Here is a 17346-nt window from a genome sequence, read left to right as displayed (position 1 = left end):
CCCGCCGCGGCCGGCCCCCCGGCGCCCCCCCCCCCCGCGCCCGTTGGGGGGGTGAAATGCGCCCGGGCCCCCCCCCCCCGGGGGGCCGGGGGGGGGGGGGGGGGGCCGCCCGGCCCCCCCGCCCCGAAGCTCGGCAAGGGGAGGAAGGTCAGGTGATGTCGCGGCGCATGGGGATGATGACGGCGATCAGCGAGGCGGTGAGTGCGTACGCGGTGAGCAGTAGTGCGCCGGTGGCTGGTGGCAGTAGTTGGATGGCCGTGCTGCCGACCTGTTCGGACATGGCGTCGGCGAGGTAGGTGAAGTCGGTGAGGGAGGCGGTGGCGCCGCCGGGCAGGACTGGATAGAGCGCGTTGATGCCGGGGATCATCATGAGCAGCGTCTCGCCCAGGTACAGGTAGCCGATCACGACGCACAGGGCCACGACCTGGTGGCGGAGCAGGGCGCCCATGCCCACGCCGATCAGCAGGTACACGACCATGGCCAGGCCGATGCGGGCCAGCAACGCCAGCACCGTGCCGGCCGGCAGGCCGAGCGCGACGCCGCGGGCGGCGGCGACCGCGAAGAGGGCTGCGGCGGCGGTGCCGGCGAGGACCAGCCCGTACGCCAGTCCACCGACGCCGTACGTGGCGAGCTTGGCCGCCAACACCTGCCACCGGCGCGGCGCGAACAGGAACGTGACGGCGGCGGTGCGGTGCCGGTACTCGGACGTGACGGCGAGTGTGCCGACGGCGGCCGGCACGAATGCGGTGTAACCGAGGATGCCGAGGACCGAGCGGATGCCGGTTTCGGTGTCCAGTCCGGGCATGGGTGGGTCGAAGTTCTCCGGACCGACCAGCGCCATCGCGCCCGTCATGCCGCCGCCGATCAGCACGGCGGCGAGCAGCAGCCCGCTCCACGTGCGGGTGGCCAACAACCGGCGGAACTCGGCCTTGATCAGGTGGTTCATGCGGTGGTCGCCCTGTCGGTGGTCAGGTGGAGGAAGAGTTGTTCGAGGCTGGGGTTCTCGGTGACCAGCTCGTGTACCCGCAGCCGGCACGTGGCGGCCAGGTCGGCGACGTGCGGCGCGTCCAGCCCGTAGACCCGTAGCCGCCCTGCCCCGACGGCTTCGATCCGCGGCGCGTCGCCGTCTGGCCGGCTGACTCGCAGGGCGGCGGCCAGCCGGTCGGCATCCGGCGAGCTCACCAGCACCGCTGGCGGTCCGGCGAGCCGTGACCACGGTCCAGCGGCGACGAGCTCGCCGTGGCGGACCACCACCACGTCGTCGACGAGCTGCTGGATCTCGCTGAGCACGTGGCTGGAGATCAGGATCGTGCGTCCCTCATCGGCCAGCCGGCGCAGGAAGCCACGCAACCACAGCATGCCTTCGGGGTCGAGGCCGTTGCTCGGCTCGTCCAGCAGCAGCACCGAGGGGTCGCCGAGCAGGGCGGTGGCGAGGCTGAGCCGTTGCCGCATGCCGGTGGAGAACCCGCGGGTGCGGCGGTCGGCGGCCTCGGCGAGGCCGAGCAGATCGAGCAGGTCGCTGACCCGGCTGTCCCGGTAGCCGCCCATCGCGGCGTAGACGCGCAGGTGGTCGCGGGCGGTGTGGCCGGGGTGGAACGCGCTCGCGTCGAACACCGCCCCGACGGTGCGCGACGGCCGTGGCAGCCGCCCGTACGGCTGGCCGCCGATCGTCGCGGTGCCGGAGGTGGGCGACACGAGGCCGGTCAGCATGCGCATCGTGGTGGTCTTGCCCGCGCCGTTCGGGCCCAGGAAACCAGTGACCACGCCCGGTTCGACCGTGAAGGTCAGATCACGTACGGCGGTGACCTCGCCGTACCGCTTGGTCAGGTGCGAGACCTCGATCGTCAGGCGGTCGCCGTTCATGCGCCGACCGCCGACGCGCGTCCGATCGCGTCCGCGATGTCCGGCGCAGCCGGATCGGAGAGCACGACCTCGTCGAACTGACCGCCGGCGGCCGCCCGGTCCAGGACGATATGCAGCCCCAGCTCGCCCCGGCGTGCCGCCACGAGCTGACGGGGACCAGCGAACAACCCCCAGACACCGATCTTGACGAAGCCGGACACCACCATTCCGCGCCGGGCGCCCCGCGCCAGGCGCAGCGGGTCGGCCACGATGGCCACACTCCGCACCGCGGTGACGGGGACGGTCAGCCGCTCACGCCCGATCCAGAGCCGCTCCCACCCGGTGAACCGGATGTCGACCAGCTCGACGGCAACCGTGACCGAGGCCATCAGCCATTCCCTTCCCTCGGGTCGGAGCCTTCGTCCCGCTCCGGCGTCTGTTGTGGGCTGTCGGTGGCTGCCGGCTGATCGGCCGGCAGCAGGATGGTGGCCAGTAGTCGAGGCACCCTGCCCTCGCCGGGCTCGTTGCCCAGCAGCGGGCCGATGACCTGGTTGAGGTCGGCGGCGAACTTTGCCAGCTCCGCGTCGGTCAGGTGGAGCACGAGCTGCTGGTATCCGACACCGTCGGCGGCGAAGTCGATCCGCTCACGGGCGAGGTAGCGGGAGAACTCCGACAGCAGGCTCGACACGAAGGCGGTGAAGTAGCGGGCGTGATCCTCGGGCGTCGCGGTGGCCAGGGCTGCGGCGTCCAAGGTCGCACCGTGGGCAGGCAGGGCGTAGACCCGCTCGACGGCCCCGCGGATCCTGCGCTCCTCCACCACCTCGATCAGGCCGGCCTTGACCAGCGTGGCCAGGTGCCGGTAGAGCGTGGCCTGCGGGATGTCCGGCAGCAGCGCCGCCAGGTCGTGCGTGGTCAGTCGCGCACCCGCCACTGCCCGCAGGATCCGGATGCGCACCGGGTGTAGCGCCAACTCCGCCCAACGTTCCCTCGACAACTCCACGGCTCAACGATATCACTATCGAGAATGATAATGGCAAGGGTGGGTGGTTCCGGAGGCGGACAGGTGTGCCCGGCGCCCGCGTGGGTACCCGTCCGGCCGACCCGGAGGAGACTGCGGTGACGGACGAGGCGCCCGACTACTTCCAGCCCGAGCACGGGCTGGTGCTCACCCACCTGTTGATCGTGCGGGACGTGGACCGTTCGCGGGAGTTCTACCGCAGCGTGTTGGGAGCGACGGTGGTGCGCGAGCGGCAACCGGCCATTCTCCGGCTGCACAACGGCTACATCGTGATCAACGACGAGGGCGGCCCGACCGACGACAAGCCGACCGTCCGGGCGCAGGCACCTGCGGACCCGAACGTGCTCAGCGGCGCGCTCAACATCCGGGTCACCGACGTACGCGCCGTCTACGAGCTGTGGCGTTCCCGCGGCGGACAGTTCCTGACCGAACCGAAGGATCACGGGGTGGAGATCCGCTGCTACCTGCGCGATCCGGACGGCTACCTCATCGAACTCGGTCAGGGCACCGGAATCCTCGCTGAGATGGGACGACCGGCCCGCACCCCGCGGTGACCCCCCACACGTCGACTTCCCGGCGGATGGCCTGGATCGAAACGCCGCTCGGTCGAGACAGCCCCGCGGACCTGGCCGTGGCGGTGTGCCGCCGGTGCGGGGAAGGTCATCCCATGGTCGGGCCGACGATGAACGGGAGCGTGGCGATCGAGAGTAGCGTCTGTGCGCCGGCGATGGACGCCGGCCCGGCGTGGGCGGGATCGGGACGGGTGAGATCGAGGCGGTCCTGCGTACGCACGAGATCCGCGACCGGCTCTCACGGCCCGGCAGGCAGAGATTCTGCGGATGTGGGGTGTGCGGCTGCGAGCCGTGTTCGAGGCGCCCGGGACCGACGAGCGCTGCGCGACGATCAACGCGCTGCTGGTCGAGGGGACTGCCGGGGCGTTTCTGACCACCCACGACGGGCTGCGTCCGCACCTGCACTTCACGCCCGAGGGCGATGATGTCGTCGGCCGGGTCCGAGCGGTCACGGTCGGCGGTCTGTCGATCTTCGCGGTTGAGGCGGAAGGCCGGCGGCTGGGCGTCTGCGCCCGGTCGACATGCGTGACGGTGTTCGTCGACACCAGCCGCAACGGGCGGCGCGAATACTGCTCGACCCGGTGCGGCAACCACGACGCTGTGCATCGCCACCGGACCCAGCACCGAGCAGGCAGGTGATCGACGATCAGACCACGCACCGGGTCGCAGGACCCCGCGTCGGCCGGAACCTGCCCTCGCATCGAGAAAAGCGCAGCTCTCTATTGCATCCGCCGTCCGCGCAGGTCAAGATCCTCGGAAGCAAGAGGTGGTCCGCTCCCCGAGCGTCACCAGCGCTCTTCTGCGCCCCGCTCGGTGGCCGGTGGATCCACGAGAGGAGTTACGCGTGCAGGTACACACGAAGTCGACAATCCGATCCCGCGGGGCCCTGGCCGCCGCCGTGACGGCCGCGCTGGCCGGTTCGATCCTCACCGCTCCGGCGGTCTCCGCTGCCGCTCCCGAGGGGCCGGGGCAGGGCAGCTGCAAGATCGCCGAGGACCCGTCCTGGTCGGGCTGGAGCAACCACGAGCAGGTCGGCGACCAGCTGGCGCAGATCGAGCGCACCAGCGGCGGCCGGGTGGACGTCGAGGTGGTCGGGCGCTCGCCGGAGGGCCGGGAGCTGTACACGGCCCGGGTCGGCACCGGCGACAAGGTGCTGCTGGTCACCAGCGCGATCCACGGCAACGAGCGAACCGGCACCGAGGCGCTGCTCGGGATCCTCAAGCGCCTGGGCAGCGCCGGTGACGCGCAGACGCGACAGATCCTCACCGAGGTCACCTTCGTCGCCATGCCGATGGTCAACCCCGACGGCGGCGAGCTCAACCGGCGGATGAACGTACGGTCCTGGGACGCGACGGTCGCGGAGTTTCCGCAGCTGGCCGACGCTCCGCGCGCCTGGTACCACCGGCTCAACGGGGACGGCATCAACCTGCCCGGCTACGACCTGAACCGCGACTTCAACCCCGACCTCGACTACGTGCCGCGCGCCACCGACCTTCCGGGCCGCGACACCGACGCCGGGTTCTTCCTCTCCCCCGAGTCGCGGGCAATCCGCGACGTATACGTGGGTCTGCGGGCGGAGAAGGGCGCCGTCGACGCGTACATCGACCTGCACCACATGGGGCCGTGCGACCGGATCACCGGCGGTGAGCAGGACGGCAACCTCATCTCCGTCTCGCTCGACTACCCGCCGCTCGGCGTGCAGGACGGCGCCGCGTACAAGGCGAAGTGGCCGGCGCTGGACCAGGACAAGTCCCGCCGCTACGCCCTCACCGTCGCCAACGGCATGACCGCGAAGTACGGTGACCAGTCGAAGCTGGCCGCCATCGGCCGGTACTACCACCCGGACAACCGGGAGTACGCGGGCCAGGGCCGCTCGGCGTTCGCCCTGAACGGCACCGGCACGGTGCTGTTCGAGGTGCGCGGCCAGCAGGACGACCTGGGCCAGAAGCAGCACGGCATGCTCGTGCAGAGCGTGCAGACCGGCGTGGAGTCGCTGCTCGACGGCCTGGCCGACGGCACCGTCGACCGGGTCGACGGTGACGACTTCTTCGACCTGCCCGACTACGGCTGGGACACCACCAACGACTGACGATCATTGACGGCTGGCGGCCCCGGGGCAGGAGCTCCGGGGCCGCTGGCGTCGGCTGGATGGTGCCCCGTTCCAGGCCGAGCTGCTCGTCTGGCCGGTGACGGGGAGGTATTGCTAGTGCTGTGACCGGGAAGGTTCACCGTGATCGGAAGGCGGCTCGCGGGACGAGCGCACGCGAAACGGCTGGTATTACTGGGGCATGCAGGAAGAGACCGCACGCTCCGCGATCGACACGTTCATTGCCGCGTTCAACGCCTCGGACGACAGCTATGTGACCGCCCTGCTCTCCCAGGCCCTGACCTCAGACGTGGTCTTCTGGGGGCCGTTGGGTCGCAGCGAAGGAATCGGGGCGGTCGAGCGGTTCGTGCTGGACATCCGACGCCACCCGGCGGGGACCGGCACGATGGTCCGCTGCTCAGCGGTGGACATGCCTGACGAATGGGCCCGGTACCGGTGGGTCTTCACCACGCCTGATGGAGGCCCCCGCCTGGCGGGAACGGATGTCGTCCATCTGCGACGGAGCCTCATCGACCAGGTCATCGTCTTCGCGGGGGAGATCGAGCCGTTCGCCTCCTGAGTCATCCTTCTGTCGCTGTCCTTCTCCTGAACTTGCCCCGTCGGCGTTCGGGGGCTGCTGTTCGCGGTTGGCCAGGCCGCGGTGTTGAGGGGGCGTCCGCCCCAGCGAATGCCCTTTCGCTGCGGGTGCCGGGGCGTTCCTTGCGTTGGGCGGCGAGTACGTCGGGGTGGCGGGCGTTGGTGTTGCGCCAGCGCAGGTAGCGGTGCAGTGCCTGGGTTTGCGCAGGGTGGCCGCGGTGGTGGGAGTTGGCCAGGGTGAACTGCCGCAGCGGGCCGAAGTGGGCCTCGATCGGGTTGGCCCAGGAAGCGTAGGTCGGGGTGAAGCACAGCTCGACCTTGTTCTTCTTCGCCCAGCGGCGGATGCCCGCGCCGGTGTGGGCGGAGAGGTTGTCCAGGATGATGTAGATCGGGGCGCCGTCGGGTCGGGCAGCGCGGATCGACTTGAGCGCGGTCAGGGTGTTGGCGGTGCCCTTGCAGCGGCGGTTGACGCCCCACAGGCGGTCGTCGCCCACGGAGTAGCAGCCGTGGAAGTAGGTGACGCCGTGGGTGCGGCGGTAGGTCGCCGGAAGCCGGTTTGGCTTGCCCTGCTTCGCCCAGCAGGAGCCTGCGGTGGGCCGGATCCCCAGGGGCCCGAACTCGTCGAAGGCGAAAGCCCGGTCCGGGAAGCGTTCCAGCACCTGCTCGATCCGGTCGAGCTTGGCGTCGCGATCAGGGTCGGGTGACTCCTTCCAGGTCTTGGTGCGCTGGAAGGTGATGCCGCGGCGCCGGAGCAGGCACCGTAAGGCTTCACGGCCGATGCGGATGACACGTCCGTGCACTTTCCGCAGGTAGGCGGCGAGCTTGCGCATCGACCAGCGGGTGAAGGGCTGGCCGAGCTTGGTGGGGGCGGGTGGTGGCCGTCCGGATGACGAAGTCTTCCTCGTCAGGGCTGAGTCGGCGGGGACGGCCTCCCGCTCAGCGAGGGTCCAGGCAGGCCAGGCCGATCTCGTTGAACCGGTGGATCACCTCCCGGACGGTGTCCTCGTCGGCCTGGACCAGCTGGGCGATCACAGGCACCCGGTTCCCGCCGGCCGAGGCCAGCAGCATCATCGCGCGCCGGTAGCGCACCGAGTTGGTGCTGCCCCGGCGCACGGTCTGCTGCAGCTTCTGCCCCTCCTGGTCGGTCCGCCTGCGTACACGGACAGGCTCAGCCACCGCGCCTCCAGCGCTCGGATCGGACGTCACCGCACATCCAACCGTCACGACCACCAACCCGGTGAACCTTCCCGGTCAGAGCACTAGACCGCGCGGGCCACGCAGATCCTGGCGTCGAGGCGGGGCCCGGCCTCGTAGAGCATGTAGCTCACGCCGCCGTCGGTGCCGAACGTGGGTGCCGCGACCCGGCCGTTGTCCGACGCGATCGGTCGGTGGAACACTCCGAGGTGGACCTCGCGGTCGAAGTTGTTGCCGATCTCGGTCAGATACATGTTGCCGCTGTTGCCGTGATACGCGAGATAGGCGGTGCCGTTGCGCTTCAACAGGTGCGGCGCGGAGATGTCGGTGAGCCCGTCGCCCGACGGCGACACCAGCGGGTTCGGGTCGAACTGCCAGCCGCTCCAGCCGTTCGGCGACCAGCCCCAGAAGATCTTTCGGGTGCCCGGTCCGATTGTGTGGTAGCCCATGAACACCATCACGTAGCGGTTGTCCTTGCCGGCCACGGAGTGTTCGAAGACCCGTGCGTACGAGGTCTCGGTCGTGTTGGGCACCAGTCTCGTCGACAGGATCGGGGTCTCGTCGGTGAAGTGGATGCCGTCGGTCGAGCGGGCGACTCGGGTCGTGTAGTTCTCGCCGTGGAAGTACAGGTAGAACTGCCGGGTCGGCGCGTCCCACACCACGTGGGGGGACGACACGTGGCTCACCGTGGTGGTCGGCAGATACCGGTCGATGATGGGGTTGTTCGGGTACTCGGTGTAGGGGCCCTCGAGTCGGTCGGCGTAGGCGAGGCAAATCCCGCCGGGTGCGTCGTGTGGCGCGTAGTAGAGGTAGTAGCGGCCGAGATAGCCGCTGATCTTGTCGTAGACTCCGCGCACGCACGGGAAGATGAACTCGCCGGTCGGGTTGTAGCGCAACGGGGCGGCGAACGCGTCGCGCACGTATTGATAGTTGGGGAAGCCAGCCGGTGCGGCGAGCGCGGGCGTGGGCGTCGCGGCAAGGCCGGCGCCGGTGATCGCGACGCCGGCGGCCGCCGTACCACGCAGCAGCGTGCGTCGGGAGATGGAGCCTTCAGGGGTACGCGTCATCGCGTTTCTCCGTTCGTGAGGTGGGCCGACCGGGGCAGCGGGAGCGGGGGCGGCCGTGACGAGTCAGCGGGTGTCACTCACCTCGCCGAGCGGCCGTACGGTGTGGACGATCGTCGCGGACGGGTTCGTTGGTTGACGAGTCTGCGCGCGCCGTCTCGGCGGCGTCAAGATGCTAATGCGAATTAGCAAGGTGGGTTCGGCGGGCTTCGGCCGGTGCTGCCGCCAGCATCGTCGGCCTGTCGGCTGAACCCGGTTCGCTCGCCGTGAACCGGGACCCGCGTCCCTACGCGCAGGGAGCGTAGCTCGCTGACGACACGGGCATGTGCTCACAAGGCGGGAGCTGAATGTGGTGTTCGCACGTTCTGGCCGGATCACCCAGCCTCCATCCCGATGGCAGCTCTCGCGGCGCGGCGTCGCGAGGGTGGCGGCGGTCGCGGTGGTCGCCGCGGCCGGCCGTTGCGTCCGGCCTGATTATTGTCAGGGGGCGCGGAAAACGTCTGAGGGACGTCTCGTAACCCCGACAGGTGTCTGTTAGGGACGGTCGTCGGAAGATGCCTGGGTGCAGGTGATCCCGACCCGGGACCACCGCCTCGCCGCGGGGCGAGAATTACCGGTACTCGACGAACCTGCAGGTCGCCATCGACGCCAGCATCCGCCTGGTCATCGCCGTCGGCACCCTCAGCCGGGCAGGCAGCAGCTCCGGACAAGGGCCCTGCCACGGCGGCAACCAGGTGCTCGGCGACCACGCCGGCTCGGCGCCGTGGTCAAGCCCTCCCTGCCCCGGTCTTCCGTCGCCACCCGGCATTACGAGCGGCGATCCGTCCTGAGTCAAAGATGTGAACTCCCGCCCGGTGCCGGCCGTATGGCAGAGACCAGAGGCGAAACATGAACGGGATGGGAGAGACGTGGCACTGCGACGACGCCCGCCCGCACGGAGGATCACGCGGGGGACACGCGGGGAACGTGCCGGAACCGGCCCGATGATCGGGAACGAGCCAGCATCGACGACCGGCAGCGCTGGCCGGCCCGGCCACGGCGACTGGCCGTGGATCAACGGGTCGGTCGGATGGGCCGCCCTACACGCCGAGCACCACCGCTACTACGACACCCGGGCGCCTAACCCGAGTTTCTGGCCAGGTGTTCACACGCCGTACTTTCCCGAGCCGACTCTGCGTGAGCGCCACTACCTCGCCTCCCGGCAGGAGGGCTGACACATGGACGTCACTGCGCTGCGTCGGAGCTGGAACCAGCTCGCCGTCGCCGGCCCCGAAGCAGCAAAATACTTCTACGCGACTCTGTTCCTTATCGCTCCTGAGACGCGGACCATGTTCCCAGCCGACATGCGGTATCAGGAGGACAAGCTACTCGCCTCGCTCGGGCACATCATCACGAACATCGACGACCCGGATGCGCTCACGACGTTCGCGCAGCGTCTCGGCGCTGATCACAGGCGGTTCCACGGATCAGACCACGAGGGTCGACCGGTGCAGCTGGCGGAGCGGCACTACATCTGGGTAGGCCAGGCACTCGTGGCAACGCTGGAGCACTTCGTCGGACCAGGGTGGACACCAAGCTTAAGGGCTGACTGGGCTGCGGCGTACGAGGCGGTAGCGAAGTTGATGCTCGCCGGCGCCGCCAGATCCGAACGGGTCGCGCCCTCGTTCTGGCGGGCAGAGGTAACCAGCACGGAGCGCCGCCGCGCCGACATCTGCGTGTTCACCGTCCGACCGAACTACCTGTGCAACTACCTGCCGGGGCAGTCTCTGCCGACACAGGTGCCGGCAATGCGCACCTGGCGGTACCTGTCACCCGCCAACGCTCCCCGCCCCGACGGAACGCTCGAGTTCCACGTGAGGGCGACGGGCCGGTTCTCCACCCATCTGGTGCGCCGGACGGCACTCGGCGACACACTCCTGCTGGGGCACCCCGTGGGCACCGCGTTGTCGTCGTACGACCGCGCACCCCACCGACGGCTTCTGCTGATCGCTGGCGGTACCGGCGTAGCGCCGCTGCGAGCCATCCTCGAGCAGATCCAGCAAGGCTCCGGCCGTCCCACCACCCTGGTGGTGGGGGGAAAAACACCCGACGACCTGTACGACCACCAAGCGCTCCTGAAACTGGCCGCGACGGCGCCGGAAGCAGCGTGGTCTGACACCTTGGGCGAGCCGTGGCTCCGCTACGTGCCAACCGTAGAAATTGGGTGGGGGTGGGACGGCGAGGTGGGGCGCGCCGTCGACACCGCCCTGCGGCTCGGCCCGTGGGCAGACGCAGACATCCTCGTCTGCGGGTCTCCTGTGATGACCCGGGCCACGATCGCTGCCCTTACCGCCTCTGGTGTAGACCCTGCCCGGATTCTGACCGAAAGCTACGACCACTCGCTCTACCCACCTCTGTCGGCGCCGGCTGGATCGACGCCGCGTGACCTCACCTGGACAGGAGTCCGATGACTGACCACGGTGCTCGACACCTTGCACCGGACGCGGAGCGGCCGCTGCCCGGCGAGGTCACCCAGCGCCTCAGCCTGGTAGCCACCCGCCGCTCACGCCGCACGCATTGGTACCCGGCAGTTGACGTTGCCGCGGTGGTCCGCTTCGCGGACGATCGGATCGCGCTGCTGCGCGGCGAAATCGATCGTAGGGGACGAGAGGTGGCCAGCCTGCTCAACCAGGTCGAGATGCTCCGCCACGGAACCCTGCCGAGCGCCGTACCGCAAGCAGCTGACCCATTGGCTGTCGAGCTGACGATGCGCGCTCAGGAGGAAGCCAACCGCACAATCGGCGACGCCAGCGTGGAGGGCGCGGAGATCCTCGCCGAAGCGCGGCGGCAGGCCGAGGACATCATCGTCCACGCCCATCAGCAGGCCGCCAAGAGCACCGGATACGCCGGCCCGCAGGTCACCGAACTGCAGCGTCATCTACAGGACCTGCAAGAGAGGTATGACGCTCTGTTAACCGCCAGTCGGGCCGCGCACGAACACCTGTCCCAGTGGCAGTCGTACCTGGCCGATCAGTCTGAGCAGATTCTGGCCAGCGCAGGGGCCGCTGGTGAGGTCAGCGAACAGCTGAAACTGGCGATCAAGGAGTAGCAGGGTGCTCTTCGCGTTTCCTGGCTCGACCGGAAGGTGATGACAGGGGCTCCCCACGCCTGTCGCGCCAAACCGCACGGTTTCTCGGCGCCCCGCATTACCCGTCACGCACGAGTGCCGACTCGTCCGAACTGCTCAACCGGAGTTCCAACCCTATGTGCCCCGATTTTCAAGGAGACACATCCTCATGCTGACCCTGGTCCCCGGACCGCTTACCGCCTCCCCACCGCGAACGCTCGATGCCGGGCAGCGGTTGCCGGCACGGCCGCACGCCGCCGGCACCGGTGCCGCGGTCACGGACGTGGCAAACGCGACGGCCGCGAAGTACGCATGGAGGTACGCGATTCGGCGGGAGTGGCCGGACGGACACCATGACCTGTTCAGGTTCACGCCCGACGCGGACACCACGCAGCGGCGGCTCGGCCGTGACCAGGGCTACTGGTGTGCCGGCCCGGTACGGCCGGCGACGGTGCACCTGATGGCGGCCAACGCCCTCACCGGGGACCGACATCCAGCGGATGACTGCCAGCGCTCGTCGTGCCCAATCTTTCCGGAGCGGGGGGAGCTGCGGTGAAGTCAACGCATGTGCAGGTAGCTCTCGCGCGGCGGACGCTGACTCCGTTCGGGTTGTGGGTGATCGGGGCTGCGGCGTCGGCGCCCATGGTGGTGCTCGCCGGAGGCATCGTCGCGACGTACGCGACCACCAAGGTGACGGCTCTGCCCCTGACCTTCGTGCTCGTCGCGGGTACGGTGGCGGTGCTCGCGGTCGGGTACACGGCGATGGCACGCCAGGTCCGGCACCCGGCGGCCTACTACGGCATCCTCGCGAAGGGGTTGGGCCGTGGCTGGGGCGTCGCCGCCGGCCTGGTCGCCTTGGTGGCCTACAACGCCATCCAGACCAGCCTGTACGGGCTGTTCGGGGCGACGATCGCCGCGCAGCTCGGCGGCACGTGGTGGGTGTGGGCGGGCCTCGCCCTGGCCGGCGTCGGGGTGTTGGGTCTGCGGGCGATCGTGTTGTCCACCCGGGTCCTGGCCGCCGTGCTGGTCGTCTCGCTGCTGGTCGTCACGGCGTTCGTGCTGGCCGGTATGGGAGAACCGGCGGACGGTGGGCTGTCCTGGGCGGGCTTCGACGCCTCGGGGTTGGCGGTTAGCGGCCTTGGCGGCGCGGTTGCCTTCTGCGTGGCCGCGTTCATGGGCATAGACGCGCCGGGATCGTTCGTCGAGGAGGCCATCGACCGCAGGTCGGTCAGCCGGGCCACCACGGCAGGAGTGGTGGTGCTCGGTGGGGTGTATGCGGTGGCCGCGTGGGCGATGGGGGTGGCGGTCGGCCCCGGAGCCGTCGCCGAGGTCGCCGCTGACCCTGCCGGCGGGCTGCCGTTCTCGGTCCTGGAGCGTCTTGGCGGTGGGTGGGTTGTCCTCGCGGAGCTGATGCTGGTCTTCGCGATCGTCACGTCGATGCTGGCGTTCCACGCCGTGCTCGCACGGTATGTGTTCGCGATGGCCCGCGAGGGCGTCCTGCCTGTTGGGCTCGCGCGAGGCGGCAGCGCGACCCGGGTCAGCGCGCCGCGCGGCGGGTCACTGGCGCAGACCGGTGTCGCCACGGTGGTAGTGGGCGCATTCGCGTTCAGCGGCGCTGACCCCGTCGCGGCGATGTTCACCTGGCTGTCGACGCTGGGTGCGATGGGGCTGCTGTGTCTGCTGTTGGCCGCGTCGGTGGCCGCGTTGCGGGCACCGGACAGCGTGCGCGGGCTACGGCCGGGGGTGTGGGAGTGGCGGCTCGCGCCCGCCCTGGGCGTGCTCGGCGGGCTGGTGGTGCTGGCCTTGATGCTCGGTAACGTCAGCTCGCTGCTCGGGGCCGCGCCCGGGTCGCTGTACCCCATCCTGCTGCCCGCGATCCTCGTCGCCACCGCCGTTGCGGGCGGGGTGTGGGCCGGGAGCCTGCGGCGAGCCCGTCCTGAGGTCTACGCCGGCATTGGCCGCGGTACCCCGACGGCGCACGCCGTTCCCGACGCCATCAACGTCTCGATCTGAGCAGGAGGATCGCGACGATGAGCAATCATACTGCCGCACGCGGCGGGCATTACGGTGTCGATCCCTTTCACCCCGGCTGGCGACCAGAGCGCCCACCGGCGGCACCGCCCGCTGCCTCCCGGAGGCCAGCCGACTACGCACCACCACCACCCGGCTACGGCGCGGTCCCAGTGCCCGGCGATTACCACCGACCGGCTGGCACCACGTTTCCCCCCACACCACCCCCGCCTGCGCCCTCGCAGAGGCAGGACAGTGACGGTGTGCCGGCTAGGGACCGCCGCTGGGCGGACCTGCGCAGGCAAGTCGCGTATCGCTCCAAGCGGGCCAACGCCGGCCACATGGTCGAGGCCGACCAGCGGTTCGGGAAGCGCGATGCGCTCGGTCCGCACGGGGTGATGCTGTTCTTTAGATCCGAGGCCCCGGCCGAGCCGCACGGCTACCGGCTGCACATGGCCCACCGGCTGTGGCTGGCCTCGCCGGAATCCGATGACCTACCTCGGCTGCTCGGCGACCTGGCGGTCGTCGCCAGCGACAACATCTCACGTGCCGCCTCCGCCGGGCGCCGGTGGCATCCTCTCGGGCCGGATGGCTCGATGGTCAACGGCGGAGACATGACCCTGCCCGACGACGCGACCTACGTCGGCATCGGCGTCACCACCCTCGACTCGGATCAGGGCCGCTGGTACCAGGTCGCCCGGACCCTGCGCGACGAATCGGCCAACGGCCGCTACCGGTCGGCGTTCGACCTCAAAGGCCAGTGCTACGTGCTGCTGACCGACGGCACCGCCCTGCACATCGACCGTGACCCCCACGCCCGCATCGGCGTGGACGGAATCCGCTGCAACAGAACCCTCGACCCGGACCGGATCACCTACTACAACCCCCACCAGCACCTCACGGAGGAAGACGATGACGCCACCCGGGAGGTGTGGCGGCAGCTCGCCGCGCTGCACGACATCCTCACCGCCCACCTGACCGCCAGGCGGCCGGCATGACCCACAACTCCACCCTCAGTCTCCTCGGTGCCGCGGACCTCAGCCTCGCGCCGATCGATGTCACGGCCGTCCTCGACCGCCTGGTGCAGCAGGCCGACGCCGACGCGGCGACGAGTATCGGGTTTCCCGGGGCCGTGGACCTCGACCACAGCAAGGTCATGGCCCGCCTGGGCAGCCGGTTGTGGAACAACATCGGCGATCCAGCGGACCCGGGCGGGACAGCCCACACGCGGGTGCTGGAGCGGGCCGTCATCACCTGGGTCGCCGACATCCTGTCCATGCCGGCCGATGACCGGTGGGGATACGTGACCACGGGCGGCACCGAAGGCAACCTGGCTGCCCTGCACGCCGCCTACCGCCGTTATCCCACCGCCCGGATCTACTACTCGACCGCCGCGCACTACTCGGTCTCCAAAACCGTGGCGTTACTGGGCGCGCGGAGCGTGGTCATCGACGCGCGGCCGGACGGGGAGATGGACTATGCGCATCTCGCCGCGCAGGTCCGCAGACGGCGACGCTGGCCCGCCATCGTGGTGGCCACGGCCGGCACCACCATGACCGAGGCGGTGGACGACACCACCCGCATCCGCGCCGTCCTCGACGAGTACGGCGCGGGCGGGCACCTGCACGTCGACGCGGCACTGTCCGGCATCCCGCTCGCCCTCGACGGCCGGCTACGCCTCGATGACGCCGGTGGCATCGGCAGCATCGCCATGTCCGGTCACAAGTTTCTCGGTGTGCCGACTCCGTGCGGAGTCGTCCTCATCCGCGACGGCGTCCGCAGCCACAGCAGCCACGTCGCCTACACCGACACCGTCGACACCACCATCACCGGGTCCCGCTGCGGCCTGGCCGCCGCACTGCTGTGGCACGCCATCGCCACCCACGGCCGCGAAGGGCACCGCTGGCGGGTCAGCGAAGCCCGAACCCTTGCCGCCTATGCCGTCAACCAGCTCACCGCCGCGGGATGGCCCGCGTGGCGGCATCCCCACGCCTTCACCGTCGTCCTTGCCACCCCACCGGAACAGGTGCGCAAGAAGTGGCTGCTGGCCACCGACGGGGACACCAGCCACATCATCTGCATGCCTGGCGTCAGCAAGGGCCAAGTCGACGCGTTCGTAGCCGACATCGCCGCCGCCGCACCGCCGAGGTCAACACCGCAATCCCGACTCTCGCCCCAATCGCCCACACCACCGCTGGGCACTGACTGTCTTCCGATGCCGTCTACCGACCGACACGGAGGCGAGTTCATTTGATCCCTCGCAGTGGCTGCGGCAGTTTCCTCCCGTTCGAGGGCGGCGATGCGGAACGCATCGCCGCTGGTGGTACCCGGCCCCTCGCCGGCATCGGTCTCGGTCCGCTTCACCCACGTACGCAACGCCTTGGGATGGATCCCGAGCGATCCACCGGATCGCTCCCACCGCACCGGCCGGATCCCGGCGGGCCTCGACCGTCAACCGGGTCGCACGCTCAGGCAGCTCATCGGGGTACTTCTTCGGTGCCGGCATCGGAGCCACGCCGTACAGGTTAAGGATCAAGTTAGCTATCTAAGAGGTCGCGCGGAATGGTTGGTGATCATCGGCGGCGGGTGGGGCGGCTGTCCCACCGGTAGAGGGTCCATGCGCGTCGGATGAGACTACGGATGGTGCTGACCGAGGCTCGCCTCGGCGATCGAACTCCAACGAAGTTGGGCTGGCACGTCGGTCACGAGTCCCGCCTTCGGGTCGGCTACCGTCCTGCGCCATGACGCAATTTCGTGTGCGATCCCGGTACCGGGATGGGCTTGTGCTCGCCTACGAGATTCCTGTCGGCTCAGCGCCGGTGTCGGACGTGGTGCCCGCAGCGACCTTTCCCGTTGGGGCGCACATGGAGTTGGACGACCATGCCGTAGCACCTGACCTGAGCCGCGCGGTGTACGCGATGCCCGACCACGTGGCGTGTATCGACCGTACCGGACGGCGGCTGTGGCAGCTCGACTTCATCCCCGCTGCGGCACCGTGGCCCATCGTCCATAGCTGCTGCGCCTACTCCTTGGACGGAATGATCGTGTGGGTGTTCCGACCTGACGCGATGGCGCGCGGTACCGGCGCCGATCAGTGGTTGGCCGTCGACGCGGGTACCGGCCGGGTGATGGCGCAGGTGGACCTGTGTTCGGCCGGTCACGGGGGCAAACACTTCGCCCATCCAGACGGCAGGCACATGCTGCTGAACGTGGGGGAAGGACAGGATGGCTCGCTGATCTACCGGGGTCGCTTCGAGAACGGTCGGATCGAGCTGACCGAGTATCCGTGGCCGGATCGGGTCCTTGTCGACGTAGCGCCGGGCGGCCGCCATTTCATGACCGTGGACCACGATCAGCATGACGCCGCTTTCCATGCGTATCCCGACGGCGCAGTCGTCGCGCGAGTAACGGCGGAGTCGCTCGGCCATGATCCCGCCGGCGTGGTCGTCGAGTGGGTTGGCGGCTACCTCGGCGACGACACCGCCATTGTGACCGTCATCGGCGAGGCCGACGATGAGGAGGAGTGGTTGGAGCGGTACATCGTCGATCCGCGAACCGGCGAGGTCCGAGGGCAGATGGCACCGTTCTCTGCTGAACAGTACGACTTCGAACCGCTCGGCGACGGCTCATGGCTCACCACCGTCGACGACCATCGGCTTCAGCGCCAAGCCCGTTGACGGAGCGAGCCGGTCGGTAGGGCTTCGTAGTCGCGGGCCACCCGAGCGTGAAGGGCTCGCAGCCCATCGGTGATCGTCTGAGTGTCTAAGAGGTCCTAACAAAGTCGTGCGACGTGTCGGTACGTGATGATGCAGGTGGCGAGGCCGAGGAAGGCTTCGTGGATGTCGTCGCGGCGTTCC

Annotated in this window: 15 protein-coding genes and 3 pseudogenes; 12 read left to right on the top strand and 6 right to left on the bottom strand. The window is 69.5% G+C overall.

The annotated features are described in order from the left end of the window. Nucleotides 1–148: 148 nt before the first annotated feature. From ACGF5G_RS35130 to ACGF5G_RS35115, 4 genes are read right to left on the bottom strand one after another with little or no spacing between them, the layout of a single operon-like run. The gene (locus tag ACGF5G_RS35130; protein ID WP_393271142.1) at nt 149–946 is read right to left on the bottom strand and encodes an ABC transporter permease; all 798 of its coding nucleotides are present in this window, start codon (nt 944–946) and stop codon (nt 149–151) included. Further along, complete coding sequence (locus ACGF5G_RS35125; protein WP_393271140.1) at nt 943–1863, bottom strand: ABC transporter ATP-binding protein; 921 nt, start codon at nt 1861–1863, stop codon at nt 943–945. The genes ACGF5G_RS35130 and ACGF5G_RS35125 overlap by 4 nt, the downstream gene beginning before the upstream one ends. Continuing rightward, on the bottom strand, nt 1860–2231 hold the full coding sequence (locus ACGF5G_RS35120) for a hypothetical protein (RefSeq protein ID WP_393271139.1): 372 nt from the start codon (nt 2229–2231) through the stop codon (nt 1860–1862). The genes ACGF5G_RS35125 and ACGF5G_RS35120 overlap by 4 nt, the downstream gene beginning before the upstream one ends. After that, nucleotides 2231–2842 (bottom strand): helix-turn-helix domain-containing protein, encoded by a 612-nt coding sequence (locus tag ACGF5G_RS35115; RefSeq protein ID WP_393271137.1) that lies wholly within the window; start codon nt 2840–2842, stop codon nt 2231–2233. Before ACGF5G_RS35115 ends, ACGF5G_RS35120 begins: the two co-directional genes overlap by 1 nt. Before the next feature lie 116 nt (nt 2843–2958). Here ACGF5G_RS35115 and ACGF5G_RS35110 point away from each other — a divergent pair, with 116 nt between their 5' ends. From ACGF5G_RS35110 to ACGF5G_RS35095, 4 genes are all read left to right on the top strand, one after another. Further along, the gene (locus tag ACGF5G_RS35110) at nt 2959–3414 is read left to right on the top strand and encodes a VOC family protein (protein WP_393271135.1); all 456 of its coding nucleotides are present in this window, start codon (nt 2959–2961) and stop codon (nt 3412–3414) included. Between the two features lie 294 nt (nt 3415–3708). Then, nucleotides 3709–4071 carry a CGNR zinc finger domain-containing protein gene (locus tag ACGF5G_RS35105; protein ID WP_393271133.1) on the top strand — a complete coding sequence of 121 codons (363 nt, stop codon included), beginning with the start codon at nt 3709–3711 and terminating at the stop codon, nt 4069–4071. 205 nt (nt 4072–4276) lie between these two features. Further along, on the top strand, nt 4277–5521 hold the full coding sequence (locus tag ACGF5G_RS35100; protein WP_393271132.1) for a M14 family zinc carboxypeptidase: 1245 nt from the start codon (nt 4277–4279) through the stop codon (nt 5519–5521). Nucleotides 5522–5720: 199 nt separating this feature from the next. Further along, nucleotides 5721–6098, top strand: coding sequence for a nuclear transport factor 2 family protein (locus tag ACGF5G_RS35095; protein WP_393271147.1), 378 nt, complete (start codon nt 5721–5723; stop codon nt 6096–6098). 74 nt (nt 6099–6172) lie between these two features. Here the strand turns inward: ACGF5G_RS35095 and ACGF5G_RS35090 are convergent. Both ACGF5G_RS35090 and ACGF5G_RS35085 read right to left on the bottom strand, forming a co-directional pair. Then, a pseudogene (locus ACGF5G_RS35090) lies at nt 6173–7291 on the bottom strand (IS630 family transposase); the annotation flags it as partial. An 83-nt stretch (nt 7292–7374) separates the two neighbouring features. Further along, on the bottom strand, nt 7375–8376 hold the full coding sequence (locus tag ACGF5G_RS35085) for a hypothetical protein (protein ID WP_393271130.1): 1002 nt from the start codon (nt 8374–8376) through the stop codon (nt 7375–7377). Nucleotides 8377–8941: 565 nt separating this feature from the next. Here ACGF5G_RS35085 and ACGF5G_RS35080 point away from each other — a divergent pair. From ACGF5G_RS35080 to ACGF5G_RS35045, 8 genes and pseudogenes are all read left to right on the top strand, one after another. Next, nucleotides 8942–9050: pseudogene (locus ACGF5G_RS35080) on the top strand (IS5/IS1182 family transposase); the annotation flags it as partial. A 342-nt stretch (nt 9051–9392) separates the two neighbouring features. Beyond that, nucleotides 9393–9587 (top strand): annotated as a pseudogene (locus ACGF5G_RS35075) (nitric oxide synthase oxygenase); the annotation flags it as partial. 3 nt (nt 9588–9590) lie between these two features. Then, nucleotides 9591–10823, top strand: a complete 1233-nt coding sequence (locus tag ACGF5G_RS35070; RefSeq protein WP_393271128.1) for a globin domain-containing protein — start codon at nt 9591–9593, stop codon at nt 10821–10823. Further along, a complete protein-coding gene (locus tag ACGF5G_RS35065; RefSeq protein ID WP_393271127.1) occupies nt 10820–11461 on the top strand; it encodes a hypothetical protein in 642 nt (213 codons plus the stop codon). Before ACGF5G_RS35070 ends, ACGF5G_RS35065 begins: the two co-directional genes overlap by 4 nt. Nucleotides 11462–12046: 585 nt before the next feature. Beyond that, nucleotides 12047–13492, top strand: a complete 1446-nt coding sequence (locus ACGF5G_RS35060; RefSeq protein WP_393271146.1) for an APC family permease — start codon at nt 12047–12049, stop codon at nt 13490–13492. A 260-nt stretch (nt 13493–13752) separates the two neighbouring features. Continuing rightward, nucleotides 13753–14487 (top strand): hypothetical protein, encoded by a 735-nt coding sequence (locus ACGF5G_RS35055; protein WP_393271125.1) that lies wholly within the window; start codon nt 13753–13755, stop codon nt 14485–14487. Beyond that, the gene (locus ACGF5G_RS35050; RefSeq protein WP_393271144.1) at nt 14484–15743 is read left to right on the top strand and encodes a histidine decarboxylase; all 1260 of its coding nucleotides are present in this window, start codon (nt 14484–14486) and stop codon (nt 15741–15743) included. The genes ACGF5G_RS35055 and ACGF5G_RS35050 overlap by 4 nt, the downstream gene beginning before the upstream one ends. Nucleotides 15744–16272: 529 nt before the next feature. Next, nucleotides 16273–17166 (top strand): hypothetical protein, encoded by an 894-nt coding sequence (locus ACGF5G_RS35045; protein WP_393271123.1) that lies wholly within the window; start codon nt 16273–16275, stop codon nt 17164–17166. The last annotated feature ends 180 nt before the right edge of the window (nt 17167–17346 follow it).

Source organism: Micromonospora sp. NPDC047730, from assembly GCF_043204765.1.
Classification (GTDB): domain Bacteria; phylum Actinomycetota; class Actinomycetes; order Mycobacteriales; family Micromonosporaceae; genus Micromonospora.
The sequence above is the reverse complement of the archived record's forward strand: the minus strand, read 5'-3'. Positions and strand labels throughout refer to the sequence as shown.

Excerpts from the sequence above, each read along its gene's own strand:
- ACGF5G_RS35065 (WP_393271127.1), top strand. The coding sequence starts at position 10,820 with ATGACTGACCACGGTGCTCGACACCTTGCACCGGACGCGGAGCGGCCG.
- ACGF5G_RS35085 (WP_393271130.1), bottom strand. The coding sequence starts at position 8,376 with ATGACGCGTACCCCTGAAGGCTCCATCTCCCGACGCACGCTGCTGCGT.
- ACGF5G_RS35125 (WP_393271140.1), bottom strand. The coding sequence starts at position 1,863 with ATGAACGGCGACCGCCTGACGATCGAGGTCTCGCACCTGACCAAGCGG.
- ACGF5G_RS35095 (WP_393271147.1), top strand. The coding sequence starts at position 5,721 with ATGCAGGAAGAGACCGCACGCTCCGCGATCGACACGTTCATTGCCGCG.
- ACGF5G_RS35070 (WP_393271128.1), top strand. The coding sequence starts at position 9,591 with ATGGACGTCACTGCGCTGCGTCGGAGCTGGAACCAGCTCGCCGTCGCC.
- ACGF5G_RS35120 (WP_393271139.1), bottom strand. The coding sequence starts at position 2,231 with ATGGCCTCGGTCACGGTTGCCGTCGAGCTGGTCGACATCCGGTTCACC.
- ACGF5G_RS35130 (WP_393271142.1), bottom strand. The coding sequence starts at position 946 with ATGAACCACCTGATCAAGGCCGAGTTCCGCCGGTTGTTGGCCACCCGC.
- ACGF5G_RS35050 (WP_393271144.1), top strand. The coding sequence starts at position 14,484 with ATGACCCACAACTCCACCCTCAGTCTCCTCGGTGCCGCGGACCTCAGC.